Genomic DNA, 26909 nt, shown 5'->3' on the forward strand with positions numbered 1-26909 from the left:
TATAAGTTCAGCCTGATTGATTCATTTTAACCCCGTAAAAAAAGACATGTCATCAGGCATGTCTTTTCCTATTGATTAGCGATTATCAATCGTTTCTGGATACATATCATGGTTCATCATACGATATGATGCCATTTCTTCATATTTGGTACCAGGTTTTCCGTAGTTCGTATACGGGTCAATTGAAATACCGCCTCTTGGTGTAAATTTGCCCCACACTTCAATGTATCTTGGGTCCATCAATTCAATGAGATCGTTCATAATAATGTTCATACAATCCTCATGAAAGTCACCATGGTTACGGAAGCTGAACAAATATAATTTTAGTGATTTACTTTCGACCATGATTTCATTTGGGATATAGCTGATATAAACTGTCGCAAAATCCGGCTGACCTGTTTGCGGACAAAGTGACGTAAATTCTGGGCAGTTGAATTTCACAAAATAATCTCTATTTGTATGTTTATTCGGAAATGTTTCAAGCACTTGTGGTGCATAATCAAACAAATAATTGGTCCCTTGATTTCCTAGTAAAGTGACACCTTCTAATTCTTCTGGTTTTCTTGTCGTCATGTCGTCTCTTCCTTTCTATACGCCTCGTTTATTTCCCCACAATAATGTGTGCAGCTGCGGCAGCACTCTTACGCGATTTAAGTCTGGATCTTGCGCTACTTGATCGACAAGCGCTTCATATCTCTTTAATAAATGCGTCAATAAGTACGCATCATCACCTGTCGTCGTGTCATCATTTCCTACCTGCAGATAAAAAGGAAGCTCTGGATATTTCGCATGAACATCCTTTGCATAGGCTAGATCATGATCGTCAAAGATCACGACCTTCAGGCTTGCATGCTGCAATCTATTTCCGCTTTTCAGCTCATCTATGATTCGTGTTAGTTTCGTAAAATCTGTTTTCATATTTGAGCTTGGCGGCTTCGGAGAAATGGTTAAATCATCGATTTTCAAAAACCAGTCCTGATACATCGTCCCTTGTGTTTCAAGCGCTGTATCAATTCCTTCTTCGTGCAGCAAATCAATGAGTGATTCCATTTGTTTTAAAAGGGCAGGGTTTCCTCCTGAAATGGTGACATGAGAAAAAGCCTGTCCGCCTATTCTTTTTAATTCTTTGACAATGTCTTCTGCGTGAAGCCACTGAATGTCATGCTTCGCTGAGCCATCCCATGTAAAGGCGGAATCACACCAGCTGCAAGAGTAGTCACAGCCAGCTGTTCTGACAAACATGGTTTTTTGTCCAATGACCATCCCTTCTCCTTGAATGGTCGGACCAAAGATTTCTAATACAGGAATCGCTTTAGCCATTGTTTTCAACTCGTTTCGGCCGGTAAATGCAGTAGCTTGTTGGAGTCTCCCTCACAAAGACCTGAACACATACCGGTTTGTTCGCTAAAGTCGATAAATACGCTGCCACTTTGTCATGGACTGTCTTTGCCACAACCTCTGTAGTAGGCATCGCGTATGGATCGGTTGATGAGAATTCCTCATGATCATTGAGCAGCGTGTGATCGTACTGACCATGAATGAGCTTCTTCAATGTACTGAAATTGACAAGGAAACCCGATTCATCTAGCTCGTCTCCCGCAATGGTTATATTGATGGTGTACGTATGACCATGTACGCGGCTGCAAGCACCTGCATCTTCTCTTGGGATGAAATGGGCAGCCGATACATGCATATCTTTGTTCAATTCAAATGAAAATGGATGATTCGTTTGTGGATAGATTTGAGAAAGCATTTATTTTGCCTCCTTCATTTCCATATAAGTGTCATAGCCATTTTTCCGAAGCTTACACGCAGGACATTCCCCGCAGCCATCAGAAATGATGCCATTATAGCAAGTGAGCGTTTCATTTTTTACAAAATCCAGCGCATTCAGCTCATCCGCAAGCTTCCATGTTTCTGCTTTATTGAGCCACATGAGTGGTGTATGGATCACAAATGGTTTTTCCATCGCCAAATTCACTGTGACATTACAAGACTTTACAAACTCGTCACGGCAATCTGGATAGCCGCTAAAGTCTGTTTCACATACACCTGTGATAATATGTCTTGCTCCGATTTGATACGCAAGAATAGAAGCGAAGGATAAGAACACTAAGTTTCGTCCTGGTACAAATGTGGAAGGCAGCTCTCCTTCTTTTTCCTCAATGTCAATGTCATCTCTTGTTAAAGCATTTGGTGCAAGCTGATTCAAAAGAGACATATCTAATAGATGATTCTTCACACCTAACTTGTCAGCAATTCTTTTCGCGACATCAATTTCTTCTTGATGACGCTGATTATAATGAAAGGTCACAGTTTCTACCTCTTCGAATTGTTGAAGTGCCCATAATAAACATGTCGTACTGTCTTGTCCCCCGCTAAAGACAACGACTGCTTTTTCATTTTTCATTTTCTGTTCTCCTCCTTTTGCAGATCTATACAATCGTACAAAGCTGCATCTGAAAGGCTCTTGAAAACCCCTATTTTTCTCAAAAGAAAAGACACCTTTACATGTGTATGAGGTGTCCCAGCCATAAAAAATAAAAAATGCCACATCCAAGGATACGGCAAGTCCTTAGTTTTTTATAGAGGGTTTTGCTAGAACCTCTCCCGTTTACACGGATTTTTGTTCAATTTTCACAGAGGATAGTGTACCACATATTTTTCATGCAGGCTATCCCTTCTTTACTTATCAAGAGATGCAGGCACTTTTTTTAGACAAAGAAAGAGGATAAATAAGATGCTCACATAGCCAAAAATAGGATAAACCGTTGATATCAATGTACCGTAACCGATTTTACTAATCACATAGCAGCATAAGAGAATAAGGGATATTGTCAAGACACTGTTCATCCGAATATACGTCCTCACTTGTCTCTCGAGTCCATATAAATTGCCTATGACGGATGTAAAGACTTCGCCGAAGATCACAAATAAATAAATGAGGTGAATGGAGTTTGCTACTTGATACACTACCTGAGCCATTGGAATATCAAACGCCTCCAGCATATTTAATGAAGAAAGAGATAAAAAGCATGCCAGTAAAATAAGGGTCAGCATGACGCCCCCAAGCACAGCTCCCTTTTTAATCACCGCTTCAGAGGTCATTTCATTTGCGACGGGCACTAACACTGCTTGAGAAAGTGCTAAATTAAAAGCTCCATATGAGATAGCTGATAAAATCCACTCTCCCTCACCCAATTGAAGCGCAAGAACATAACTTTCACTACTGCTAAAAACGAATGAATCAAGAAATACGATCAATGAAAAGAAAATAAGCATTGGGACGACGAGAACATTGACACCAAATAATCCTTTTGAACCTTTCAAAAGCACAATGACGCTCAGAATGATCGTCAAAAAGATTCCATATTCCTTTGATATGCCAAGCTGCTCTTCAAAAATAGCCCCTGCGCCAGAAATCATCACTGAAGTGACGCCTAGTAAAATAAAAAACATGACGACATTAATATACCTGCTTGCAGCTGCGCCAAATAGAAACCGGTTCATATCTTGATAAGACTCTGCTTGAATTCGTTTAGAAATGAGCATCATTTTTGCACCAAGTCCAGTAAAAATAGCGCCGCTAATCAAGATTCCGAATAGTCCAATCCAGCCAAAACGAACAAAAAATTCTACGATTTCTTTTCCTGTCGCAAACCCAGCTCCAACCACTGTTCCTACATATAAAAAGGCAAGCTGAAAAGCGGATTCATTTGAACGTTTCATGTGACCCCTCCGCACCCATCACTTTCGATTGTCTTTTTTTATCCTATGAGACAAGTTCCTTGAAAAGAAGGACAAACCATGATTAAATGCAAAAAAGGATTTTCAACTGCCTTTGAGCAAAACAGTTGAAAGTCAAAATAGGTCAGAGTATACTATAGTCAAAGATGGTCAAACAACAGACCATTTTCTTTAACATTCATTGGTCAAATAAAGTCAAACTTTATTTTAAGGAGGTTATGGCAAATGCGTTGTCAACATTGTCAAGTAAATGAAGCAACTATTCGCCTGAATATGCAAGTGAATTCGTCCCGGAGCCAAATGGTTTTATGTGAAGACTGCTACACCTCTTTGATGGAGCAATCAAAAATGAAAATGGGACCTCAATTGTTCGGGGGAAGCTCATTCTTCTCTGAGCAAGCAGGACATGCACAAAGCGGAGAGCAGCCAAAGCAAAAAGGCTTACTCGATGAACTTGGCCGGAATTTAACAGATGGCGCAAATGCTGGTTTAATTGATCCAGTCATCGGCCGTGATGAAGAAGTCGCAAGAGTCATTGAAATTTTAAATAGAAGAAATAAAAATAACCCTGTTCTGATTGGTGAACCAGGTGTTGGGAAAACAGCGATCGCTGAAGGACTCGCACTGAAAATTGCAAGTGGCGATGTACCAAATAAATTAAAGAACAAACAAATCTATTTATTAGATGTCTCCTCCCTTGTAGCGAATACAGGGATACGTGGTCAATTTGAGGAAAGAATGAAGCAGTTAATTAAAGAGCTGCAAAGCCGTAAAAATATTATCTTATTTGTAGATGAAATCCATCTTCTTGTAGGCGCAGGATCTGCCGAAGGGTCAATGGATGCTGGAAACATCTTAAAACCAGCCCTTGCACGAGGCGAGCTTCAGCTAGTAGGTGCGACGACATTAAAAGAATATCGTCAAATTGAAAAAGATGCCGCCCTTGAACGACGCTTCCAGCCCGTCATTGTAGATGAACCAACACAAGATGAAGCGGTCGAGATTTTAAAAGGCATTCAAGATAAGTACGAAAGTTATCATGGCGTCACTTATTCAGACGAAGCTATTCAAGCGTGTGTTCAATTATCTTCCCGGTATATTCAAGACCGTCATTTGCCGGATAAAGCCATTGATTTAATGGATGAAGCAGGTTCAAAAGCGAACCTCTCCATTGATGCAGCAAGTGAAGATGAACTAACGAATCGTCTGACAGAAATCGCTGCTGAAAAACAAGCTGCTTTAAAAGAAGAACAATACGAAAAAGCAGCGAAGCTTCGAGATGAAGAAGAAGCCATTGAAGCAAGACTTCAGAACAAAACAAATGACAAAGAACATGTCGTCACAGCAGAAGCCATTCAAGCCATTGTGGAACAAAAAACAGGCATCCCTGTCGGCAAACTGCAAGCAGACGAACAAACCAAAATGAAAGAAATTGACGTCCGCTTAAAAGCACGGGTGATTGGTCAGGAACATGCGGTTGAAAAAGTGGCGAAAGCTGTGAAAAGAAGCAGAGCCGGCTTAAAATCGAAACATAGACCAACAGGCTCCTTCCTATTCGTTGGACCAACAGGTGTCGGGAAAACCGAATTGTCAAAAACGCTAGCTGAAGAATTATTCGGTTCAAGAGATGCGATCATCCGTTTAGATATGAGTGAGTACATGGAGAAACACTCAGTATCCAAGCTCATTGGTTCTCCTCCTGGTTATGTTGGACATGATGAAGCGGGTCAGCTGACGGAAAAAGTGCGCAGAAAACCATACAGCATCATTTTGCTGGATGAAATCGAAAAAGCACATCCTGATGTGCAGCATATGTTCCTTCAAATCATGGAAGATGGCCGGTTAACAGACAGCCAAGGCAGAACCGTCAGCTTTAAAGATACGGTCATCATCATGACAAGTAACGCAGGCAGCACAGATAAAACGGTCAAAGTCGGCTTCCAGTCTGATCAGGAAGAAGCGATTGAGGAACAATCACTCATTGATTCACTCAGCGCCTATTTCAAGCCAGAATTCTTGAACCGTTTTGACAGCATCATTCAGTTTGACTCATTAGATAGAGATGATTTAGTGAAGATTGTGGATCTTCTGCTCAATGAGCTGTCAGAGCAATTAAAAGAGCAACATTTAACAGTCCATGTGACAAAAGAAGCGAAAGAAAAAATTGCAGAACTTGGATATCATCCTGCATTTGGTGCTCGTCCACTGAGAAGAACCATTCAAGAGCATGTTGAAGATCAAATGACGGAAATATTGCTTGAAGAAGAAAAGCTTTCAGGATTTACTGTAGATGTTGAAGATGACGAAATTGTAGTAAAAAAAGGATAAGTACATCCTAAGAAGGATCTACAGCTCCATCATGTTGCGGTGTCTAAGTTCCATCCGCACGCCGACGCCCCCTCCGCCTCTTTTCCTTTACGATAAAAGAAAAAGAGGTGGATCACATGATGAATTGGAGCTATGATCTTGTCAAAATTATGTATGAAGAAAAATTAAAAGAGCTGCTTTTAAATGAAACTGCTCAAAGAAATTAAAAAGAAACTCCCTTTATATCAGAGGGAGTTTCTTTTTTAAGGTAATAGAAAGCGCTTTCGTCAAAATTTCTTCACAGAAACTGCCTTAATTTTATATTCTGACTAAAACCCTTCTAGAAGACACCGATATTAACTATAGAAAAAGATAGTTAAAGGATTTGGTGAGATAATGGACAAAACATCGTTAATAGGTATTATTTTAGCATTTATTGCACTGAGTGTCGGTATGGTTTTGAAAGGTGTAAGTCTAACCGCTCTTATCAACCCAGCGGCTATATTGATCATTGTGGTTGGGACGATTGCAGCTGTTGTCATCGCATTCCCATCTAGTGAAATTAAGAAAACGCCAAAATTGTTCGGCAAAATTTTCAAAGACAACCAGCTTCCAACGATTCAAGAAATGATCCCTCTTTTTTCAAACTGGGCACAAATTGCGCGTCGTGAAGGTCTTTTGGCATTAGAAGCTAGCATTGAGGAAGTAGATGACGATTTCCTTAAGAACGGCTTAAGTATGGCGGTTGACGGTCAAAGTGCAGAATTTATTCGCGACGTCTTAACAGAAGAAGTTGACGCCATGTCTGAAAGACATCAGTCAGGCGCATTAATCTTTACACAAGCCGGTACATACGCTCCGACGCTTGGTGTACTTGGCGCCGTTGTCGGACTTATTGCCGCACTTGCAAACATGGGAGATATTGAAGCACTTGGACATGCAATCAGTGCAGCCTTCGTTGCCACACTGCTTGGGATTTTTACCGGGTATGTGTTATGGCATCCATTTGCCAACAAGCTGAAGCGTAAATCAAAGGAAGAAGTAAAACTTCGTCTGATTATGATCGAAGGGATCCTTTCTGTTCTTGAAGGTCAATCTCCAAAAGTGATTGAACAAAAACTTCTCATGTACTTACCAGCGAAAGAACGTGCAAATCTTGTCATTGAAGAAGGAGAAAAACAAAATGGCTAGGAAACGTAAAAAACATGATCACGATGACCATGTAGATGAATCTTGGCTGATCCCTTATGCCGATCTTCTGACGCTTCTACTCGCTCTCTTCATTGTGCTTTTTGCATCTAGTTCGATTGATGCGGCAAAATATGAACAGATGGCAAAGTCTTTTAATGTCGTCTTTACGGGCGGTACTGGTGTCATGGATCAAACCAGCATGCAAAGCACTGAAGAAACTGAAAATAGCAACCAGACCAAGAAAGCAGCCGAAGAAGATGAAGAAGCCAAAGCGAAAGCTCGAGACCATGCCGTTCTCACAAAGGTCAAAAAGCAAGTGGATTCCTTCATTGCCAATAAGAAACTTGGAGCTAAGCTCGAAACAAAGCTCACGGACGAAGGTTTGCTCATTACGATAGAAGACAGTATCTTCTTTGATTCTGGCCGGGCGGTTATTCGCCCTCAAGATGTCCCGTTAGCAAAGGAAATCTCAAAACTACTTGTCATTAACCCCGCTCGTGACATCGTCATTAGCGGACATACTGATAATGTACCGATCAGAAATTCAGAATTTGAATCCAACTGGTATTTAAGTGCCATTCGTGCTGTAAACTTTTTGAGTATTCTACTTGAGAACAGCAATCTAGACCAAGAGAACTTTAGTACAAAAGGTTTCGGTGAATTCAAGCCGGTTGCTTCAAACGATACAGCAGAAGGCAGAAGTAAAAACCGACGCGTAGAAGTACTCATTTTACCGATTGAGAAAAAAGCGAAATAAAAAAGGGAGCCCTCGGCTTCCTTTTCTATTTATTCTGTATGATCATATAAATGCTTTGCACGCAGTCCCACATGTTTGAGCATATCAATGCAGGCATCCTTCTCTTCTTCGCTCAGGACACTGATCATCTCATGAATTTCTTTCGCATGATCCGGGAAGATATCATCAAGCAAAGCTCGTCCCTGCTTGGTAATATGCGCAAATGTCACCCTGCGGTCTTCTGCACAGGCCCTACGACTGAGGAGTTCTTTCTTCTCCAATTTATCGACCACATACGTGATGCTGCCGCTTGCAAGTAAAATCTTATCACCGATTTGCTGAAGCGGCTGATCCCCTTTATGATACAGTAATTCTAATACTGCAAATTCAGTCGGATTCAGCCCGTGCTTCACAATATGTTTGTTCATGTGATGATTAATTGAGCGATAGGCACGTGATAATACAATAAATAATTTCAAAGATTTCTCAACATTATGATTTTCCATTTTTTTATCATCCTTTATGAAATGCAACCCACTAATGTGACATTAATAAACAATAAGTAAAATGTCAACATCTTGATCCATCTTTAGCATGAAAATGAGACCAGAACGAATCACCTAATTTTTTAAAAATCACACAAGTCATCGTAATAAAGATAGGTTCAATGCTATAATAAGTCTATTAGGTAATACGTTGGAGCGATGAATGATGAGTATACTGAAAGGGTTTTGGAAAAAGATCAGGCTGTACCTTATTTTGGTCATGATTCCAACCCTAATCATTAGTTATTTTATCTACGAAAAAGAAACGGAAAAAATCGACTTAAAAAACAAACAAACTGCTACACTTATGTTAAATATTCACAAAAACCAAATGAATTATTTAATTAGTGAAACAGAAGCGAGATTAACTTCACTTGCCATGGGATTTGACCAGCCTCTCGAGACGAAAAAAGTAGAAAACATCCTAGAGAAAATCTATAAACAAGAACCTCGTTTTTCAGGTCTGTATCTCCTAGACAAAAAAGGAAATGTATCAGTAAGCACCACACCGTTAAAGGAAAAAATCAACCTATCATTTAGAGATTACTTTAAGCGCATTCAAGTGACCAAGCAGACGGTGATCACAGATAACTATGTGAGCCGAATTACAAAACAGCGGATTCTCTCCATTTGCGTGCCTGTTCTGGATGAAAATGAAGAAGTCACCAATGTGCTAATTGCCGCCATTCAAATTGATTATTTAAGAAATATTATGAATGTATTGAACCCTGATCTTCATTTTAAGATGCTGAATCAAAATGGACATGTGGTGTTTACAAGTGGTCCGCAGCCAGCATCAGAAAATGGCAGCACCGTGTCTACATATTTAGATGAAAACAGCTGGAAGCTGGAGGTCTTTCCGCAGCGCGCGTCTACAGGTGAAGTGCTGTCTGTTATGTTGATCCCTTTATCCAGTGCTTTTATTTTATTAAATATTTTATTCACACTTGTTCAATATATCATTTTAAGGCGTCAAACCCAGCAGGAGCGTCACCAAAATGAAGCGCAAAAGCTTGAATTAATCGGAACCCTCGCAGCAAGTACGGCACACGAAATTCGCAACCCATTAACAGGGATCAGCGGATTTATACAGCTTTTGCAAAAGAAGTATCATTCAGAAGAAGATCAGCTCTATTTTTCTGTCATTGAAGAAGAAATTAAACGAATCAACCAAATCGTCAGTGAGTTTCTTGTATTAGGGAAACCAACGGCAGAAAAATGGCAGAATAACTCTGTAAAAGAAATTGTAAGTGAGATCATGCCGATCGTTTTCTCTGAGGCGAACCTTTATAATGTTGAGGTTGATTTGCAAATTAATACGATTCAGGATGTTGGGGTATATTGCACAAAGGATCACATTAAACAAGTCGTATTAAATGTAGCGAAGAACTCGTTAGAAGCGATGCCAAATGGCGGTCATTTGAAGATTTTGATTGAGGCTGAAAAAGAACATGTCATCATTAAAGTGAAAGATACGGGTGAAGGCATACCAGAAGAAATGTTAAAGCATATCTTCCTTCCTTTTATTACGTCGAAGGAAAAAGGGACAGGTCTTGGGCTTGTCGTGTGTAAACGAATCATTTCGATGTATGGCGGGACAATTGATATCGAGAGCGAAGTGAATAAAGGAACAACCGTCATGATCATGCTTCCTTCTGCTCACTCAGCATAGCTGAAACATTCAGCCGGTTTTGCTTAGGCAAGACCGGTTTTTCATGTCAATAAGAAGGGCGGTTCACAGATAGAAGACTCATTTGAGATACAAGATCATGAAAGGAGGGGGCAGATTGTTTCTCATGAAAAAGGAGATACTGATACTCATTCATCAGGTTGTCTAGTTCTTGACTATATTTAATTGTCGTCTCACCAGTGTAGCCTTCCGCTTGAGCAGCTTCTACCATCTGTTTTCTCTTCTCATCAATGGACATCAGCAATTGTTCTTTCCTTACATAAATATTCATGATCTCAGCTCCCGCAATGAATTCGACTGTCTATGCTCAAAATGATCCGACACCAAAATTATACTTTATTTGTAAATTAAATTAAATATGCTTATTTTATTTAATTTTTTACAGCCTAAAGACCTCTTACCCAATCTAATTTGGGGGTAAACTTCAAATTTGGACAGGACTGACACATGGATTAAACAGAATTTTATCCTATGCGGAAGATCAAAATCAACTATTTTCTTTCTCATTTTATGCCTATTTTCCTAAAAAAAAGCTGATCATCCGCCTCATGCGGAATGATCAGCTCCTGTCATTAAACCGTTTCTTCCTCGTAAATTGGCACCCAGCCCTCAGTTGTGACAAATATGCGAACTGCGACCACTTTGCGATCCTCTTGAAGTGTAAAGTAGTGACGAATATGTGGCGGGACAGAAATTAAATCGCCTGGATTCAGTCTCACATCAAAAAAGACGCCATCCTTACTCTGAATGGCAAAGATTCCATGCCCGCTTACAATAAAACGTACTTCGTCATCTGTATGATGATGCTCACGCTTAAAATTTTGGAGCAGCTCATCTAGATTTGGTGTGGCGTCAGATAATGAAATCACATCCTGCGCTTTGTACCCTCGTTTTTCAGATATACGCTGGATTTCCTTTTGAAAAACAGTCAAAATCTCTTCCTTTTCCTCATCTGTTAAATCATACTTTTCTGATAACCGGTTTGGCAGCTTTGCAATATCCCAATGTTCATAAATGACCCCTTGCTTTTCTAAATATGCTGCTACCTCTTGCTCGCTTTCAAGTAATGTGTTCTCTTCGTTATGAATCAAAATCGTCGCCATGTGCTTTTCCTCCTTTTTATCTGACAAGCTGCTTTTGATAAAGCATTAATTTTAAGTGGTAGCTAAATAAAAATTCATACGCCTCTAATACTCGTTTTGCTTCAAAGGCTGTTTTTCCCCAGACAGTGATGCCGTGATTTCGAATGAGCACCGCACCTGATTCTGACTCTTCAGTGAGATGCTTTGCAAATTGTGCTGCAAGATGCGGAATGTGGGCTGGATTTTCAATAATCGGTATCGACACTTCTGCATCCTCTTCCCAGTAACCAAGCGCCTTGATGATTTCGTTTCCTTTCAAACGAACCTCGCCCTTACCCCCATACAGCTCAGACATCACATTATTATCGATTGTATGGACATGGAGGCAGCAACCTGCTTCCGTCCGCTCATACACGTATGTGTGAAGCAGTGTTTCGGCTGATGGTCTAAGCTGTTCGTTCGGATCATCAGGCTTGCCTGCTGCGTTCAATAAAACAAAATCTTCATCCGTTTCTTTTCGTTTATCTTTACCGCTTGCCGTCACCAAAAACGTGATTGGATCATCCGACACCTTGATCGATAAATTGCCGCTTGTTCCGTAAAACCAGTCTCTTTGTGCCAGTTCACGTTTGACGTCTGCTAGCTCCTGCCAGCGCTTGCTCTTTGCGTCTGCCATTCCTTCACTTCCTTTATTTGATCAAATTGCGCTTTAAGATCAATAAATGTTTCATACTCTTGATATATAAGCCCAAGCTCCTTACATTCATTCAGCAAGTAGTCGCGCGCAAATGTGAGATCCGCATGCTTTGCCGCCTCCACATCGGTGACTGAATCTCCGATCATGATGATGAAGTCATTCTTATGGGTCAGCTCTCGAATGATTGACGGCTTGCAGCATCCACAGCCATTTTGACATTGCGAATCGCAGGCATGCGGCCATTCAATCTGAATATGATCTTCCCCAAATGAGGCATGATTGCAATAAATATTGTCTCTGCCCACAATGCCCTCGAGTATGGGATAGACAAAAAAGTCCATCCCGCCGCTTAGCACATAGAAAGGGATATCAGCCTTTTTCACATAATCAACAAATTGCGTGAATCCTTCTCGAATCTCTGTATCTTCTAAAATAAACGACTGAATGGCTTCTTTTTGATCACTCGTCAGTAATTGAAACATCTGCCCGACGCCTTCTTGAATGGTGATCTCCTTTGAGAGAACATCATCCTTCAGCTTCGTCCATTCACTTGGTGCAAAGTGTTTCATGATGCGAATGATATTATCATTTTTCGTAATTGTTCCATCAAAATCACAACATACAATTGGTTTTTTCATTTATTCCGCTACCCTTCCCCATAGATCAAGTGCTGCTTTTAAGTCTTGGCAAGAAGCTGCCTTCTCTTGGATCGACTCTCCATGTATCACCGCATCAATGATCGATCGAAATGCTTTCCCTCCACCGATGGCTCCACGCGGATGTCCGTGAATTCCTCCACCAGCATTAATCACATGATCGAGTCCAAAATCTTTAATCAATACTGGAACCATTCCAGGGTGAATGCCTGCTGACGGGACTGGGAACGTTTTTTGCACCAAATCCTCTTTTACACAAGCTTCATAGATTCCAAAAGCATCTTTTTTCGGAAGTGCGACCGACCCATAAGGTGAGGGAAAAAGACTCAAATCAGCGCCAGCATATCGATTTAATTTACCTAAAAGAAGAGAATGCGAGAATCCATATTCAGGCGATGATGTCAAAGCGCCGCTTACTGCGGGATGGGCCATGATAGGCAATGGAATATCTGGATCCTCAGCTAAGCTTTGCATGACATCTAGTCCGTAGGCAAAGACATTGAATAAGAGTGCATCCGCTCCGAGTTCAGCTGCCTTTCTTGCTCGATCCTTCAGTTCAAAGGTTCTGCCTGTTAAATTAACGGCATATAACGTTCGGTGCCCTGTCTCTTCATATGTTTCTTTTAATATCTTTTTTCCTTCTTTGATTCGTTCTTCAAAAGGGGCTAGCGGGCTCTCAAATAAAATTTCATCGTCTTTGATAAAGTCAACGCCGCCTAATGCTTGTAAACGGAGCTGCTCTTTTAAATCCGCCATATCACGGCCAATGACACCTTTAAAAATACTCATCAACAACGGACGATCAAACACGCCTGCTTTTTTGCGTATGCCATCAATTCCAAATACCGGTCCTGGCAGGCTTCTTTTAAATCTATCCGAGAATTGTATGTCGACTAGCTTCACTTTTCCATCAAGTGAAAGCTTTCCAAAGATCGTCGTCAAAACGGCCGGTATATCAGCTGAAAAGTTAGCCTCAGGATAAGCAATGGTCACCTCAGATTGATATAGGCCATTTTCGGCTGAAGCAACCTTTTCTGATACTTTTTCTACCCGTCCTTTATGTTTTTGAAGCTGCTCCTTTTTGAGCTGCGGCAAATCTGTCCATGATCCCACTGTTAAACCAAGTGCGATCTGCTCCGCTTTTCGGTTCACTTGTTCATCCTCTCGATGTGTTAATACGTATGTTGCCAGTAATTCACTCACTAGGAATCCCCTTTCGATTGCGTCATGCATATGGTCAATAAAAAACCTCTTCAAGTGCTTTGTCAGCGCCTTAAAGAGGTTATTTCGTGTCATTCATCCGAATCTTATCTCTCAGCGCTTGCTGCAAGAATTAGCACCGTGCTTCATGGAAGTCGGTTGCCGGGCTTCATTGGGCTAGTCCCTCTGCCTACTCTTGATAAGAATATTCAATTTTCTTAAATATTGTCTGAATTATCGCACCATTTTTTTATGTTGTCAATGGCTTATTTTCAAACAGATTCAAGGCAGCGATACGCCGAGCGGCTTCTTGTAACCGCTCATCACTTGTTAAAAGCCCAACTCTCACGTACCCTTCACCGTGAGTACCAAACCCATTCCCCGGAGCCACAACAACATGTGCTTTCTCTAATAATACGTCAGAAAAAGATTCAGATGTATATCCTTCTGGCACCTTTAGCCAAGCAAAAAATGACCCCTTTGGTGCTGTGACCTCCCAGCCAATCTCCTTGCAGGCAGCGATCCACACATTTCGCCTTTTCTCATATCGATCATTTTGCACCTGTACGCACGTTTGGTCGCTTAATAGGGCTTCCGCTGCTGCATCTTGAGTTGCTTTAAACAGTGAAACAAACAGGTGATCCTGATAAAGCTCAATCGCTTCAATAACAGACGGATTTCCTGCTGCAAAACCCACTCTCCAGCCGGCCATATTATACGTTTTAGACAATGTATAAATTTCAATACCCGTCTCTTTCGCTCCATCTGTTTGCAAAAAGCTGATCGGCTTTTTCCCATCAAACCCAATGCCGCCATACGCAAAATCATGGACAACACAGAGTTTGTGATCTCTCGCAAATGTAACGGTTTCTTCAAAAAACGCACGACTTGCCGTGGCACCTGTCGGATTGTTGGGATAATTTAAATACATCAACTTTGCTTTTTTCTTATCATTCTCAGGCAATCGATCATAGTCAGGTAAAAAATCATTTTGTTCAAGAAGCGGCATCGTCACCATCTGAGCTCCAGCAAGCACGGCACCTGACCAATAATCAGGGTAACCAGGGTCTGGGACAAGGAGTGTATCTCCAGGATTCAGCAGGCATTGCGGCAGCTCAACAAGTCCCGCTTTCCCGCCAAATAAAATCGCAATCTCCTTCATCGGATCAAGCGTGACACCATATTCTCTTTCATAAAAGGCGGCGGCAGCCTTTTTTAATTTCGCTGTTCCGCGGAATGACGAGTATTGATGATTTTCAGGTTTTAATACCGCTTCCTGCATGGCTTTTACAATATGCGAAGGGGTTGGCTGATCAGGATTTCCCTGCCCTAAATTAATGATATCTGCCCCTTCCTGCACCTTTTTCTGCACCTTTTGGACAAGAGACGCAAAAAATTGTTTCGGTAATTGTTTCAATACATCTGATTGCTGGAATTCCATTTCTTCACCTTCTATTCAAGTTACGTAACAATACAAACACTGTAATGGATTGTTTTATGAATTGTAAAGCAATTTTGAAAAAAGATTGACATGTGAAGCGCAGCTCTGATAATATCTTGAATTAAGAAATGCAAACAGACACGAAACAATTACATATTGATTTCTCTTATCGAGAGTTGGGCGAGGGATTTGGCCTTTTGACCCCAACAGCAACCGACCGTTAATACCACTGTGAAGTGGGGCGCAGCAAGTAAGCGCCAAGACAATTGTCTTATAGGGCACGGTGCTAATTCCATCAGACGTATGTGCTGAGAGATAAGAGAGGCTTTGAGCATACACGCCATCAAGCCTCTTTCTCTCAAGAGAAAGAGGCTTTTTTATATGATTTGGAGGGATAGCAATTGGTTACACTTACGGCATCATATGAAGAATTAACAGAAAGCTCGGCAGTTGCACTCGCAATTAGACTTGGCTTGATCCAAGAAAGCAGTCATTTGACATGTACGGAAATCGGTGACGGGAATTTAAATTACGTCTTTCATATTTTTGATCACAAACAAGAAAAAGGATTGATCATCAAGCAGGCCCTGCCCTATGCCAAGGTGGTCGGAGAGAGCTGGCCGCTTACATTAGACCGCGCGAGAATTGAAAGTGCTGCCCTGATCAAGCAGTCAGAATATACGCCGCACCTTGTACCTGCAGTCTATTATTCAGATACAGCTCTTGCTGTGACGGCAATGGAGGATCTATCACACCTGGAAATCGTCAGAAAAGGGCTAATTGCCGGAAAACAATATCCGCATTTATCCGATCATGTCGGAGAATTTTTAGGAAAAACACTTTTTTACACTTCTGACTTTGCCACAAATCCTAAAATCAAAAAACAATTTGTGAAGCAATTTACGAATCCGGACCTTTGTGACATTACCGAAAAGCTCGTCTTCACAGATCCTTTCTTTGATAGCGGCACAAATGATTTCGAAGAAGAATTAAGAGAAGCTGCCGAAGCGCTTTGGGCAGATCTTGAAGTGCAGGCCAAAGCAGCCGAACTGAAGCGTATTTTCCTGACATCTGCTGAAACACTCGTTCATGGAGATCTTCATACAGGCAGTATTTTTGCAAGTGAGACGGAAACAAAAATCATTGATCCAGAATTCGCCTTTTATGGTCCCTTTGGATTCGATATTGGCCACTTTATCGCTAACCTGTTCCTCAATGCTTTGTCTCGTGAGAATGAACACGATCAGCAGTACCTCTTTGACCATGTCATCAATGTATGGGCGACATTCAAAGAAGTGTTCGCAAAAGCTTGGAAAGAAGACAGCATTGAAGCGTTTAGTGTATCTGACAGTTTTTTAGAAACAACCTTTGACCGTATTTTAAAAGAAGCGGCAGGCTTTGCGGGCTGTGAGCTTGTCCGCCGAACAATCGGCCTTGCTCATGCCGCTGATCTCGATGCGATTCCATCACCATCTAGACGGATTCAGCAGAAAAAAGCAGCACTAACGCTCGGAAAAACAATGATCAAACAATATCATGCAGTGGAAGCAGCGTCTGACCTCGTCGCATTATTCCATCAATCTGTAAAGGAGTGACGGGTTTTGTCTAAAGAATTTGAAGTCCCCCGTTCTGTGGAATGGGAAGAAAACCATATTAACATTTTGAATCAGCAAAAATTACCGGCCGAAACTGAGTTTGAGCATTTATATACAAAAGAAGACGTGTATGATGCCATTGTCACGTTAAAAGTGCGGGGAGCACCTGCCATTGGCATTACAGCAGCTTTTGGACTGGCGCTCAGTGCCCAAGACATTGAGACAGAAGAAATTGATGTTTTTAAACAAGAAGTCATTCAGATAAAAGAATATTTAAACAGTGCTCGTCCAACCGCTGTGAATTTAGCCTGGGCTTTAGAGCGATTATTGCAGCGCATTGAGCGTGCAGCTTCGGTCAATGCAGCCAAAACAGACCTTGTCCATGAAGCCATTCAAATTCAAATTGAAGATGAAGAAACATGCAGACAAATCGGTCAAAATGCACTCCAGCTCTTTAAATCGGGTGATCGTATTATGACCATTTGCAATGCAGGCTCCATCGCCACGAGCCGGTACGGAACAGCCCTTGCTCCATTTTATTTAGCCAAAAAGAAAAATCTCGATCTTCACATTTATGCCTGTGAAACACGCCCTGTTCTTCAAGGGGCTAGGCTGACAACATGGGAACTCATGCAAGGCGGCGTAGATGTGACGCTCATTACAGATAACATGGCAGCCCATACGATGAAAGAAAAGCAAATTTCCGCTGTCATTGTTGGAGCTGATCGTATTGCCCGTAATGGAGATACGGCGAATAAGATTGGAACGTTAAGTCTCGCCATTTTAGCTAAGCATTTTCAAATTCCGTTTTTTATAGCTGCACCGCTTTCCACCTTTGATGTATCAACCCAAGACGGGGCAGATATTCCAATTGAAGAGCGTGATCCGCTGGAAGTAAAGGAATTAAACGGCGTCCAAATTGCACCGCCTGATGTTCAGGTATTCAATCCCGCCTTTGATGTCACTCCTCACCATCTCATTTCAGGTATTATTACAGAGAAAGGGATTATCACGTCGAACTATACAGAAGAGATTGATGCTCTGTTCGCTGAAAGCACCTCACTCTAATCATAAAAAAAGCGCCGTGTACTTATTATTTAAGAGCACCGCGCTTTTTTATTTCATTCGTTTTTGCTAAGATTTCTTTTTTCTGTTCTTCTGTCAAAACGTTCATTTTGACACATAGTGATGTGACGGCATACATTTTATTCTTTTTGCCCCAAAACATTCCCTAGCGCCCTCCTTTTTCCCTCAACCAACTTTTTTAGCTTAATAAAAGGATATGTCGCTTGACAAACATTTGGAACAGGTCAATCGATTTATTTTTGAACAAATGGGATACCTTCTAATTCTAGCAGAACCGCTTTCATGTCTGTTTTTGTTCCTGCATAGCCCGTCAGAGAGCGGTCTTTTCCAATCACTCTGTGACAGGGAATAAAAATAGGTAATGCATTGCGTCTGTTCGCTTGTCCAATCGCTCTTACAGCTTTTGGGTTGCCAATCGCTTCTGCAATGTCTGCATAGCTTTTTGATTCACCATATGGAATAGTCGAAAGTGCTTCCCACACCTGCTCTTGAAACGGAGATCCCTTTTGCTTGAGCGGGAGATCGAATACTTGGCGCTCTCCCTTGAAATATTCATCTAGCTGCTTTTTCGCTTCTTGTAATACAGGCGTTTCTTCTTCTTTTAGATCGGCTTTCTGCTTTTTTACTAAAAATGGCTCATCATCAAACATCACCTCGATGATGGCATCGTCTTTTTCTAGTATGTATAATGCCCCAATTGGTGCGTGATAGACGGTATAATACACGTTAGTGCTCTCCTTCTTGTTTCTTCTGCCTCAGTGGAAGCGTGAGATGGAAGACGGTTCCTACCCCTTCCTCACTTTCTACCTCAATCGTTCCTTGATGCTCTTCAATAATTTTATAACTAACCATTAAGCCAAGTCCAGTTCCTCTTTCTTTTGTCGTATAAAATGGTTCCCCTAGACGCTTGAGCTTGTCCTCTGCCATTCCGCAGCCTTCATCCCGCAGTGAAATGACAATATGCTCTTCGCCCTTCCGCTGAATGCTCACATAGACATTTCCTTTTCTCGGCATGACTTCAATTGCATTTTTCAAAATGTTAATAAAGACCTGTTTTAATTGGTTTTGTTCACAATAAATGAGCGGAATCTCATCCAACACATTGAGATGCATTTGAACGTTGCCGAGGTTCGCCTGTGCGTGCAAAAGATCCATCGTGTCTTTCATAATTTGCACAACATTTTTTTCTTCATATACGATGGCTTGCGGTTTCGCTAAAATCAAAAATTCGGTGATGATGGATTCAATTCTTTTCAGCTCTGAAGTGATGACATTGAAATAGAGCGAATACTCCCCTTCAATATTTCCTTTTAACAGTTGTATGAAGCCTTTTAATGCTGTCATCGGGTTTCTAATTTCATGAGCAATTCCAGCGGCAAGCTCTCCGACCACATGAAGGGTATCTGATTTTCTCACCCGCTCTTCTAATTCCTTCCGCTCTGTCACATCTCTAAAGATCGCCAAATTCATATTATGAATAATGTTGCGTTTAAAAGAGAATTCCAATATACGCTGATCTGGATGGTTCAGCACAAACGGAACTTCATTGTCCATTTCATCTAACGACATCGCCTGAGCAGGCTGTGCCAAATGTTCAATTTGATAAGGCGCAAGGATATGGAAAAGGTTCATTTCCGTTAAATGATCGTCTTTCAATCCGAGCAGCTCGCTTGCGGATGGATTGACTTCGATAATGCGGTACTGGTTATCAAAAAGAACAATGCCGTCCATTGATCCATTAAATACTTTACGGAATTTGAGCTCACTTTCGCGCAGCTCCTCTTCCATTCTTTTTCGATCACTCACATTACGTAAAATGGTTAAGTGCTGTCCTTCTAATACCGCATGCTTTGATGTAAACTCGAGCTCTTTAAACTGACCATTTGCCATTCTGAACAACAGCTCTTCCCTTATTTCATGATTCCGAATATAACGTCTTCTAGTCGGCCTATATCTCTGATCAGATTTCACGAGAAAGTCTGTGAGTTTCTTGCCAATCAGTGAGTGCATAGGCAATTCAAAAATTCGGCAGGCTGATTCATTTGCTCTCACAATCTCTCCATCATCTGCCCATATGATGATCGCATCCATTGCATTTTCGAAAATTTCTCTAAAGCGTTCCTCACTTTTTAACAGCTTTTCTTCCATTAACCTTTTTTCTGTAATATCCCGCATGATGGACATATAAAAACCGCTCATGACATTTGATGTAATCGTGAGCTCGAATAATTTTTGCTGGCCAGATTGAAGGGTAACGGGAAGCTCTCCCTTGGCTTTCCCTGTTTCTTTAAGTGACGTTAAAAGGTGCTGCAAGGCTGGAAGATTTTCATCTTCGACAAATTCATTTAAATAACGATCGGTTAAATCGGTCTTTTGCAGCTCAAAGCTCTGACAAAAAGAGTGATTGGCGTCGATCATGCAGCCATCCTGATCAAAAATGACCATCCCGTCAATGGCTCGGTCAAACAAATCTTTGAACAGCTGCTCATTCATGGAGCGTTCTCGTTCTAGTATTTTCTTTGAGGAAATATCTCGCATGACCACGATATATTGCTGATTCACGACGTCATTCTCTGCAACAAATTCAATGTATTTTGTTTCCCCGTTTTCAAGCTGAATGGAGATTTCTCTTCTTAACTTTCCTTTTCGAAAAAATAAATCAAGGGAGCATTCAATTTTGTCTTTCGGGATGCCGTATAGGAAATCTAGAACGGATTTATTGAGGAGGTCTTCTTTCGATGTCTGTACAAGCCTGCATGTCGCTTCGTTGGCTTGGATAATATTGAGGTGCTGATCAAATATGAAAATGGCATCTAACGTCTTATTTAACAGCCTCTTTTGCTGCATCAACTCTGTTCGCAAATATTCGTTCTCTTTTTCTAATTTTCTGATATCTTCTGCGCCATCGAGCGTTTCAGTCATTCTCTTACACTCCTTTTCCAGCCTCATTCCTCTACAATATTTCTACAATATTTTCATTGTTCCTTCATTCGACTCATAAAAAAAATAACTTTTTACACGAAGACTGTCTCTTTTATTTCATTTGGATGACAGGATCGAACTGCGATTCTCTTTTCTTACGCTTCTTTTACAACCGTTCTACAATTTCACATCAAATAGCGAAATGAGCCAAAATGTATTTTAAAATGGGGCAAATACGGGAATAGTGCACATAGAACATTTATGTTTGAAATCAAGCAGGAAAGGTGATGTTATGGCATCTTCACGAGATAGTTATTTTGATAATGCGAAATTTCTTCTGATTTTTCTAGTTGTTTTTGGTCATTTGTTACGATCATTCATTCATGATAATGATTGGATGCTCTATTTATACAAGTTTATTTATACTTTTCATATGCCCGCCTTTATCTTGGTTTCCGGCTTCTTTGCAAAAGGCTTTAGAAAGCCAGGTTTTATGAAAAAAGTCGCCGTTAAGCTGATCATCCCATATTTAATTTTTCAGGTGATCTATTCAGTTTACTATTATCTCTTGCAGGATCAAAGCATGGCCAATTTAAATCCAATTGATCCGCAATGGTCTTTATGGTTTTTAATTAGTTTATTTTTTTGGAATTTGCTGCTCATTCCTTTTTCTAAACTTCCGTTTCACTGGGCGATGATCGTCAGTTTGTCGATTGCGTTACTTGTCGGTTACGTGGACAGCATCAGCAATACGCTCAGCTTATCGCGTACGTTTGTCTTTTTGCCGATGTTTTTAGCTGGCTTCTATTTAAAAAAGCAGCATTTTGAATTCATCCGTACAAGCAAAGGAAAGCTGGCAGCACTTCTTGTATTAATGGCTGTATTCTTATTTTGCTATTTCTATGAATTTGATTATTCCTTCTTATTTGGATCACAGTCATATGCTTCTCTTGGAGATGAGGGATTGATTGCGGCAATGAAACGAATGGCATGGTACATGCTTGCATTTGGCGCTACATTCAGCTTCTTTGCATTAGTGCCAACACGCCGTTTCTTCTTTACAAAATGGGGCACAAGAACGTTATATGTGTATTTACTACATGGCTTTGTGATCAAGCTGCTTAGAACGACTTGGTTTGACGACTGGGCCCTGAATACAGCAAGTGTACTGATGTTATTGCTGCTGACCATTCTGTTAACCTTTACCCTGTCTAGCACCTTTGTTAAAAACGTTGCACAGCCAGTGATTGAGCTCAAAATGAACAATCTTTTGCGTACAATCACCGGCAGACAAGGCAGTTATATCAAATAAAAAACGATCCCGCGAGGATCGTTTTTTCTATTTTTCATCCATGTGTCCATTGTGACATTCAGCATCTTTCTTAGGTTTTACAAGAGTATCAATCCATTTGCTGCTGTTGATATCTCCAAGCTCACTGCCAAATTCCTCTTCTAAGATATCTGGGTCCATTGGCCTCTTATGATCTTTCATGTCCTTGCTCTTCACATGCTTTTTAGTCATGAGATCCTCCTCCTTGTTTCCCTTTGTGAGAATTTCGGTTTGCCTGACGATCTCTTGATTGTTCATCAAATTGGGTTTGTCCTTGATCATGTGCCATGCTTTCTGTCGGTGTCATATTATTTGTCAGTGCTTCATTTTTCGCTGCTTTTCTTTTCATCTGAAATCAGTCCTTTTTTAACATATTTAGTTCTTCTCTTAATTGGTCTAGGAGTTCCTTCATTTGTTTGACCGTCACGGGCTTTTCTTCTGGCTTTAACTCATAGCCAATTTGTCCATTGGCTTCTAGGGTGGCTTTTTTGAGACAGCTGATGTCTGTGATGCCTTGCTGCTTTAAGCGCATTTTGAATTCATCCCTAGTGAGCCTCGTTTTCTTCAGCTTGTGATCAAGCATTTCTCCATCCTGCAAAATGACCACAGATTTCCCTGAAACCAATTTTTCAAAGAAATCAGATTGGATAGACAATTTTTCCATGATGACGAGTGCAATGATAAATGTAGCAGCGGCATAAATCGTTTCAAGTAAATTGTGCTCAATAAAGGGTTGGATAATAATCGATCCGATTGAAATCATGATCACTGTTTGTTGAACAGTTAATTGACTAATGGATTTAGGCCCTGCTATTCTCAGCAGCAAGGTACCAACTAGCAGCATGACAATTGCTTTCCATATTACATCCAGCACGTCTCGTTCACCTCTTACCTATAGATTGCGAACATCTCGCGTGATTTAGCCAGTTAGATAATGGAAATAAAAAAACAGCATTCGCTCGGAATGCTGTTTAGCCGATGATGACACGCTCTTTCGGATAATGATAATTCGCTTCGCTTTCTCTTCGGCCAATTAAGTACAAGAAGCTTGGAATGCCGATCCGTCCAATAAACATGACCATCATAATGATACACTTACCGAAAACAGAGAGCTCAGAAGTAATCCCTAGTGATAGCCCTGTTGTTCCGAATGCAGAACAGACTTCAAATAAATTTTGAAGAAGCGTATTTTGCTCGGATAAGGTTAATAAGAATGTAGCGCCAAACACCAATATAAAGGCCATCATCGTCACCATTAGAGATTTGTTTATATCCGCTTGATGCAGCTCTCTTTTGAAGATTTTAATGGACTTATTTCCCCGAGCAAAATGAAACAGTGCGAGTAAATTAAGGGCAAAGGTGGTTGTCCGAATTCCGCCCCCAACCGAGCTTGGAGATGCCCCGATAAACATGAGCAGACATAAAAATAACAGCGTCGGTTCTGTCAATTGAGTAATATCTAATGTGGAAAGTCCACCACTTCTTGTGGCGGTCGATTGGAACAATGAATAAAACAAAACTTCGTGCCAGCTCTTCCCTAAAAACGTAAACCGGGCTTCAAGGGCATAAATCCCAATAGCGCCAACAATGACTAAGCTGCCAAACGTAATCGTTGTGATTTTTGTAAACAATGAGAACGATGCGTGCTTTCGGTCCTGATTAAATAAGTAATCCTTTACTTCTACGAGGACAGGAAAGCCAATGGCTCCAAAGATGATCAGCAGCATCGTAATAAATTGGACAAAATAATCATCTTTGTAAGGGATGAGCGAGTTCCCTGTAATATCAAAACCCCCATTGGTGGTCGCACTAATACTTGAGAAGAAGCCATGTAAGAACGCTGCCTGCACATCGTAATATTTGAGAAAATACATGCTTAAAATCAGACCGCCTACAAACTCAATGAGCAAAATTAAATATAAGACCTGCTTCATTAATTTCACAATTCCTGATAAATTGCTCTGGTTTTGATCTGCCATGATGAGCTTTCTTTCTTTAATCCCGATCCTTTTTCGCATGACAATCCACACAAAGGTACCGAGCGTCATAATGCCGATACCTCCGATTTGCAGGACAAACGCAAGGATCCACATACCTGCCACACTAAATGTTTGGGAGGTATCAACAACGGTGAGTCCTGTGACACTTACCGCACTCACTGCCGTAAATAATGCATCGATAAATGTCCACTTCACCACCCCATCTTGATGAGCGACTGGCAAACTTAGAAGAATAAATGAGACGGTCACAGCAAGAAAATAATAAAGGGCAATCAGCTGGAAAGCCGATAGCCGGTCAATTAGCTTTTTAATTGGGTTCATTGTCATTCCTTCTTTTAACTTTCAATTTTCAATACTTATCATTTTAATGAAAAGAGACATGATTTTAAAGGTATTTTATGCTTTATTTACTTTTTCATCAAAAAAGAAAAGACATCCTGTAACAGAATGTCTTTTCGTCTCTCTTATTTTGCTTCTAGTCTTCTGATTCTTTCGTTTAAATCAGGGTGTGTTGAGAAAAGAGAAGCTTTTCGTTTACCACTGATTTTAAGCGTAGCAACTGCTGTTTGATCATCATCTTTGATTCTTGACGTATACGCCTCAAGTGAGCGAAGCGCATGAATCATTTTATCTTTACCGGCAAGGTCAGCTCCGCCGCGGTCTGCATGGAATTCACGGTGTCTAGAATATGCAAACACGACAAGGCTTCCTAAGATAGAGAAAATGATTTGGAAAACAATCACTGCGATAAAATGAACAATCGGCACAAGCTCTTCACGCGGAACAAAGCGGCTTGCGATCCATGCCGCAATTCTTGAAAGGAAGACAACGAACGTGTTGACGATCCCTTGAAGCAGCGTCATTGTAACCATATCACCGTTCGCAACGTGAGCAACTTCGTGAGCGATTACACCTTCAACTGCTGCATCATCCATTTCATGAAGCAATCCAGTGGAAACCGCAACAAGTGATCTTCTCTTAGAAGGACCTGTCGCAAAAGCATTTACTTCAGATGATTGATAAATACCAACCTCAGGCATTTTAGAAAGGCCTGCTGCTCTTGATAATCTGTGCACGCGGTCAACAAGCTGCTGCTCATCATATGTTAATGAATCCTTTTCAGGGTTTAACACACGCACACCCATCATCATTTTTGCCATCCAGCGAGACATTGCAAGTGACATGAACGAGCCAACAAAACCAACAACTGCACTGAATACTAGCAATGCCACAAAATTAATTCCACCATCTGCTCCTATATAAGAACCAACACCAGTTGCTGCACTAATAACCGATAGTACAATACCAATCGTAGTGATAACAAGAATGTTCGTTAATATAAACAGAAATATTCTTTTACCCATACATAACCTCCGCTGTCATATTAAGTTCATTTGAACTTATTAATAAAATTATAAAAATAAACGTCTCAAATTGCAAGGAAAAAGGAATCATTTCCTATGTTTATCATAACGGCTTAAGCCCCGTCACTTCAATATTTACGACATTTGCTACAGCTGAAAAGTGAACAAATTGTGACGCCGCTTTCTGGATTTTAGTTTATTTTGCATTTTCATCAAAAAGAGATTATGATGTTGAATTAGATCAATTATGACGTTTTTGACGTACAAACGAGGTGGAATAATGGGTGCTTTTAAATTAACGAGAATTGACATGACAAGTCTTCTCTATTCTCTAAAAGGAGAGGGAGATCTGACTCCGCTTCAGCTATTAAATTTATCTGTAAAAAAAGACAAACATCACGAACATGACGAGCTAAAAATCCCTTCTTTTTTTGAGAGGCTTGAACGGCGGAAACACAAATCAGAGCATGGACTCTCCACAAATGAAATTGTAGAATTAGGAAACCTATGCGAACTGACTTCTCTTAAATCGACAGCGATTCAAAACTGGATCAAACGTGATATTAAAGATATGATTGGCCACCCTGAGCTTGGAAAGAAGTACTCAATTGATCAGGTCGTTATTTTATTAATTGTTAGAGATTTAAAATCAGTTTTTGACTTTGATGCCATCCGTACCATCTTATCTGCCTTATTTAACACAATTACGGATCGAACTGATGATATTATTAGTCCACTGCGCTTTTATGAAGCATATGCGCATGTCCTTGATTTTATTTATCATCATACTCTTTTTCCGTTAAAAGAAACAAACTTACGGGAAATCACAGAGGAACAGACAGATAAGCTCCGTGAAGAATTTTCTGAATTGACACAGCACCAATGGCATTTGATCAAAGGCATTATCAGTTCAACCGTTTTTTCTGTCTTTACTTCACACTTGCAAAGTACGGCACAAGAAATGATGTTTCATACACTGCAGCATCAGGATACAGAAGAACCGAGGTGAATCATCACCTCGGTTTTTTGTGCAGCAATTGCCAGCATAATTGTACGCTGTTTTCTTCAAAATAAGAAGGCGCAACAAACATGAGGTGAAAGGAGGAATATGGACATGGCAAACCGAAATCAACTTCTTGTTCCTGGAGTAGAACAAGCATTAGATCAATTTAAATACGAGATCGCTCAAGAATTTGGCGTGACTCTCGGTTCAGATACAGTCGCACGTGCAAACGGTTCTGTTGGCGGTGAAATTACAAAAAGACTCGTTCAACAGGCTCAATCACAAATGGGCAATCAATCTAAATAAAAACATGGTGA

At 40.7% G+C, this 26909-nt stretch carries 29 protein-coding genes and 3 riboswitches; of the genes, 9 read left to right on the forward strand and 20 right to left on the reverse strand.

Features of this window, described 5'->3' with window-relative positions:
- Nucleotides 1–75: 75 nt before the first annotated feature.
- The 5 genes from queF to ACSSTM_RS05080 form a co-directional block, all read right to left on the reverse strand.
- On the reverse strand, nucleotides 76–573 hold the full coding sequence (gene queF, locus ACSSTM_RS05060; RefSeq protein ID WP_003211403.1) for a preQ(1) synthase: 498 nt from the start codon (nucleotides 571–573) through the stop codon (nucleotides 76–78).
- Nucleotides 574–588: 15 nt separating this feature from the next.
- Nucleotides 589–1320: a 7-carboxy-7-deazaguanine synthase QueE gene (queE, locus tag ACSSTM_RS05065; RefSeq protein ID WP_034662862.1), complete on the reverse strand. Its 732-nt coding sequence runs from the start codon at nucleotides 1318–1320 to the stop codon at nucleotides 589–591.
- Nucleotides 1313–1753 (reverse strand): 6-carboxytetrahydropterin synthase QueD, encoded by a 441-nt coding sequence (gene queD / locus ACSSTM_RS05070; protein WP_095285072.1) that lies wholly within the window; start codon nucleotides 1751–1753, stop codon nucleotides 1313–1315. The genes queE and queD overlap by 8 nt, the downstream gene beginning before the upstream one ends.
- Complete coding sequence (queC, locus tag ACSSTM_RS05075) at nucleotides 1754–2410, reverse strand: 7-cyano-7-deazaguanine synthase QueC (RefSeq protein ID WP_024424683.1); 657 nt, start codon at nucleotides 2408–2410, stop codon at nucleotides 1754–1756.
- A 159-nt stretch (nucleotides 2411–2569) separates the two neighbouring features.
- A riboswitch (PreQ1 riboswitch) is annotated at nucleotides 2570–2614 on the reverse strand.
- Between the two features lie 71 nt (nucleotides 2615–2685).
- Nucleotides 2686–3729 carry a YkvI family membrane protein gene (locus tag ACSSTM_RS05080; RefSeq protein ID WP_309415479.1) on the reverse strand — a complete coding sequence of 348 codons (1044 nt, stop codon included), beginning with the start codon at nucleotides 3727–3729 and terminating at the stop codon, nucleotides 2686–2688.
- A 243-nt stretch (nucleotides 3730–3972) separates the two neighbouring features.
- Here ACSSTM_RS05080 and ACSSTM_RS05085 point away from each other — a divergent pair, with 243 nt between their 5' ends.
- From ACSSTM_RS05085 to motB, 3 genes are all read left to right on the forward strand, one after another.
- Entirely contained in the window at nucleotides 3973–6075 is a 2103-nt protein-coding gene (locus tag ACSSTM_RS05085; protein ID WP_309415478.1) for an ATP-dependent Clp protease ATP-binding subunit, read from the forward strand.
- Nucleotides 6076–6450: 375 nt separating this feature from the next.
- Nucleotides 6451–7245: a flagellar motor stator protein MotA gene (gene motA, locus ACSSTM_RS05090; protein WP_034662877.1), complete on the forward strand. Its 795-nt coding sequence runs from the start codon at nucleotides 6451–6453 to the stop codon at nucleotides 7243–7245.
- Nucleotides 7238–8002, forward strand: coding sequence for a flagellar motor protein MotB (motB, locus tag ACSSTM_RS05095; RefSeq protein WP_060596120.1), 765 nt, complete (start codon nucleotides 7238–7240; stop codon nucleotides 8000–8002). The genes motA and motB overlap by 8 nt, the downstream gene beginning before the upstream one ends.
- A gap of 29 nt (nucleotides 8003–8031) precedes the next feature.
- On the opposite strand, the gene ACSSTM_RS05100 is transcribed toward motB, so the two are convergent.
- Nucleotides 8032–8487: a MarR family winged helix-turn-helix transcriptional regulator gene (locus ACSSTM_RS05100; RefSeq protein ID WP_034662884.1), complete on the reverse strand. Its 456-nt coding sequence runs from the start codon at nucleotides 8485–8487 to the stop codon at nucleotides 8032–8034.
- A 205-nt stretch (nucleotides 8488–8692) separates the two neighbouring features.
- On the opposite strand from ACSSTM_RS05100, the gene ACSSTM_RS05105 reads away from it, so the two are divergent.
- Nucleotides 8693–10198 carry an ATP-binding protein gene (locus ACSSTM_RS05105; RefSeq protein ID WP_034662888.1) on the forward strand — a complete coding sequence of 502 codons (1506 nt, stop codon included), beginning with the start codon at nucleotides 8693–8695 and terminating at the stop codon, nucleotides 10196–10198.
- Nucleotides 10199–10244: 46 nt separating this feature from the next.
- Here the strand turns inward: ACSSTM_RS05105 and ACSSTM_RS05110 are convergent, their stop codons facing one another.
- The 6 genes from ACSSTM_RS05110 to ACSSTM_RS05135 all read right to left on the reverse strand — a co-directional run bounded on the left by ACSSTM_RS05110 (nucleotide 10245) and on the right by ACSSTM_RS05135 (nucleotide 15292).
- Nucleotides 10245–10487, reverse strand: coding sequence for an aspartyl-phosphate phosphatase Spo0E family protein (locus ACSSTM_RS05110; protein ID WP_034662891.1), 243 nt, complete (start codon nucleotides 10485–10487; stop codon nucleotides 10245–10247).
- Nucleotides 10488–10788: 301 nt separating this feature from the next.
- On the reverse strand, nucleotides 10789–11319 hold the full coding sequence (locus ACSSTM_RS05115) for a 1,2-dihydroxy-3-keto-5-methylthiopentene dioxygenase (RefSeq protein ID WP_034662895.1): 531 nt from the start codon (nucleotides 11317–11319) through the stop codon (nucleotides 10789–10791).
- Between the two features lie 16 nt (nucleotides 11320–11335).
- Nucleotides 11336–11974 (reverse strand): methylthioribulose 1-phosphate dehydratase, encoded by a 639-nt coding sequence (locus tag ACSSTM_RS05120; protein WP_437404009.1) that lies wholly within the window; start codon nucleotides 11972–11974, stop codon nucleotides 11336–11338.
- Nucleotides 11938–12633 (reverse strand): 2-hydroxy-3-keto-5-methylthiopentenyl-1-phosphate phosphatase, encoded by a 696-nt coding sequence (locus tag ACSSTM_RS05125; RefSeq protein ID WP_034662901.1) that lies wholly within the window; start codon nucleotides 12631–12633, stop codon nucleotides 11938–11940. The genes ACSSTM_RS05120 and ACSSTM_RS05125 overlap by 37 nt, the downstream gene beginning before the upstream one ends.
- Nucleotides 12634–13854, reverse strand: coding sequence for a 2,3-diketo-5-methylthiopentyl-1-phosphate enolase (gene mtnW, locus ACSSTM_RS05130; RefSeq protein WP_095285067.1), 1221 nt, complete (start codon nucleotides 13852–13854; stop codon nucleotides 12634–12636). It lies immediately after the preceding gene.
- A gap of 101 nt (nucleotides 13855–13955) precedes the next feature.
- Nucleotides 13956–14057, reverse strand: a riboswitch (SAM riboswitch).
- Nucleotides 14058–14101: 44 nt separating this feature from the next.
- Nucleotides 14102–15292, reverse strand: coding sequence for a pyridoxal phosphate-dependent aminotransferase (locus ACSSTM_RS05135; protein ID WP_034662908.1), 1191 nt, complete (start codon nucleotides 15290–15292; stop codon nucleotides 14102–14104).
- A gap of 163 nt (nucleotides 15293–15455) precedes the next feature.
- Nucleotides 15456–15614: riboswitch (SAM riboswitch) on the forward strand.
- Nucleotides 15615–15693: 79 nt separating this feature from the next.
- Here ACSSTM_RS05135 and mtnK point away from each other — a divergent pair.
- Nucleotides 15694–16887 (forward strand): S-methyl-5-thioribose kinase, encoded by a 1194-nt coding sequence (gene mtnK / locus ACSSTM_RS05140; RefSeq protein ID WP_034662911.1) that lies wholly within the window; start codon nucleotides 15694–15696, stop codon nucleotides 16885–16887.
- A 6-nt stretch (nucleotides 16888–16893) separates the two neighbouring features.
- Complete coding sequence (mtnA, locus tag ACSSTM_RS05145) at nucleotides 16894–17955, forward strand: S-methyl-5-thioribose-1-phosphate isomerase (protein ID WP_034662913.1); 1062 nt, start codon at nucleotides 16894–16896, stop codon at nucleotides 17953–17955.
- A gap of 25 nt (nucleotides 17956–17980) precedes the next feature.
- On the opposite strand, the gene ACSSTM_RS05150 is transcribed toward mtnA, so the two are convergent.
- From ACSSTM_RS05150 to ACSSTM_RS05160, 3 genes are all read right to left on the reverse strand, one after another.
- Nucleotides 17981–18115: a hypothetical protein gene (locus ACSSTM_RS05150; RefSeq protein ID WP_262417168.1), complete on the reverse strand. Its 135-nt coding sequence runs from the start codon at nucleotides 18113–18115 to the stop codon at nucleotides 17981–17983.
- A 91-nt stretch (nucleotides 18116–18206) separates the two neighbouring features.
- Nucleotides 18207–18698, reverse strand: a complete 492-nt coding sequence (locus ACSSTM_RS05155; RefSeq protein ID WP_066030983.1) for a methylated-DNA--[protein]-cysteine S-methyltransferase — start codon at nucleotides 18696–18698, stop codon at nucleotides 18207–18209.
- Nucleotide 18699: 1 nt separating this feature from the next.
- Nucleotides 18700–20895 carry a PAS domain-containing sensor histidine kinase gene (locus ACSSTM_RS05160; protein WP_034662920.1) on the reverse strand — a complete coding sequence of 732 codons (2196 nt, stop codon included), beginning with the start codon at nucleotides 20893–20895 and terminating at the stop codon, nucleotides 18700–18702.
- A 292-nt stretch (nucleotides 20896–21187) separates the two neighbouring features.
- On the opposite strand from ACSSTM_RS05160, the gene ACSSTM_RS05165 reads away from it, so the two are divergent.
- Nucleotides 21188–22207 carry an acyltransferase family protein gene (locus tag ACSSTM_RS05165; protein WP_034662922.1) on the forward strand — a complete coding sequence of 340 codons (1020 nt, stop codon included), beginning with the start codon at nucleotides 21188–21190 and terminating at the stop codon, nucleotides 22205–22207.
- 27 nt (nucleotides 22208–22234) lie between these two features.
- Here ACSSTM_RS05165 and ACSSTM_RS05170 read toward each other — a convergent pair whose 3' ends face one another.
- From ACSSTM_RS05170 to htpX, 5 genes are all read right to left on the reverse strand, one after another.
- Entirely contained in the window at nucleotides 22235–22417 is a 183-nt protein-coding gene (locus tag ACSSTM_RS05170; RefSeq protein ID WP_034662925.1) for a hypothetical protein, read from the reverse strand.
- Complete coding sequence (locus ACSSTM_RS05175; RefSeq protein WP_088004399.1) at nucleotides 22410–22574, reverse strand: hypothetical protein; 165 nt, start codon at nucleotides 22572–22574, stop codon at nucleotides 22410–22412. Before ACSSTM_RS05175 ends, ACSSTM_RS05170 begins: the two co-directional genes overlap by 8 nt.
- Nucleotides 22575–22580: 6 nt before the next feature.
- Nucleotides 22581–23099, reverse strand: coding sequence for a DUF421 domain-containing protein (locus tag ACSSTM_RS05180; protein ID WP_034662926.1), 519 nt, complete (start codon nucleotides 23097–23099; stop codon nucleotides 22581–22583).
- A gap of 97 nt (nucleotides 23100–23196) precedes the next feature.
- Nucleotides 23197–24546 (reverse strand): TrkH family potassium uptake protein, encoded by a 1350-nt coding sequence (locus ACSSTM_RS05185; RefSeq protein ID WP_080869518.1) that lies wholly within the window; start codon nucleotides 24544–24546, stop codon nucleotides 23197–23199.
- Nucleotides 24547–24689: 143 nt separating this feature from the next.
- The gene (htpX, locus tag ACSSTM_RS05190) at nucleotides 24690–25589 is read right to left on the reverse strand and encodes a protease HtpX (RefSeq protein ID WP_034662931.1); all 900 of its coding nucleotides are present in this window, start codon (nucleotides 25587–25589) and stop codon (nucleotides 24690–24692) included.
- Between the two features lie 280 nt (nucleotides 25590–25869).
- On the opposite strand from htpX, the gene ACSSTM_RS05195 reads away from it, so the two are divergent.
- Both ACSSTM_RS05195 and ACSSTM_RS05200 read left to right on the forward strand, forming a co-directional pair.
- Nucleotides 25870–26598 (forward strand): DUF1836 domain-containing protein, encoded by a 729-nt coding sequence (locus ACSSTM_RS05195; RefSeq protein ID WP_034662934.1) that lies wholly within the window; start codon nucleotides 25870–25872, stop codon nucleotides 26596–26598.
- A gap of 105 nt (nucleotides 26599–26703) precedes the next feature.
- Entirely contained in the window at nucleotides 26704–26898 is a 195-nt protein-coding gene (locus ACSSTM_RS05200; protein WP_003211343.1) for an alpha/beta-type small acid-soluble spore protein, read from the forward strand.
- The last annotated feature ends 11 nt before the right edge of the window (nucleotides 26899–26909 follow it).

Source organism: Bacillus sp. RK1064, assembly GCF_051488405.1.
Taxonomy (GTDB): domain Bacteria; phylum Bacillota; class Bacilli; order Bacillales; family Bacillaceae; genus Bacillus.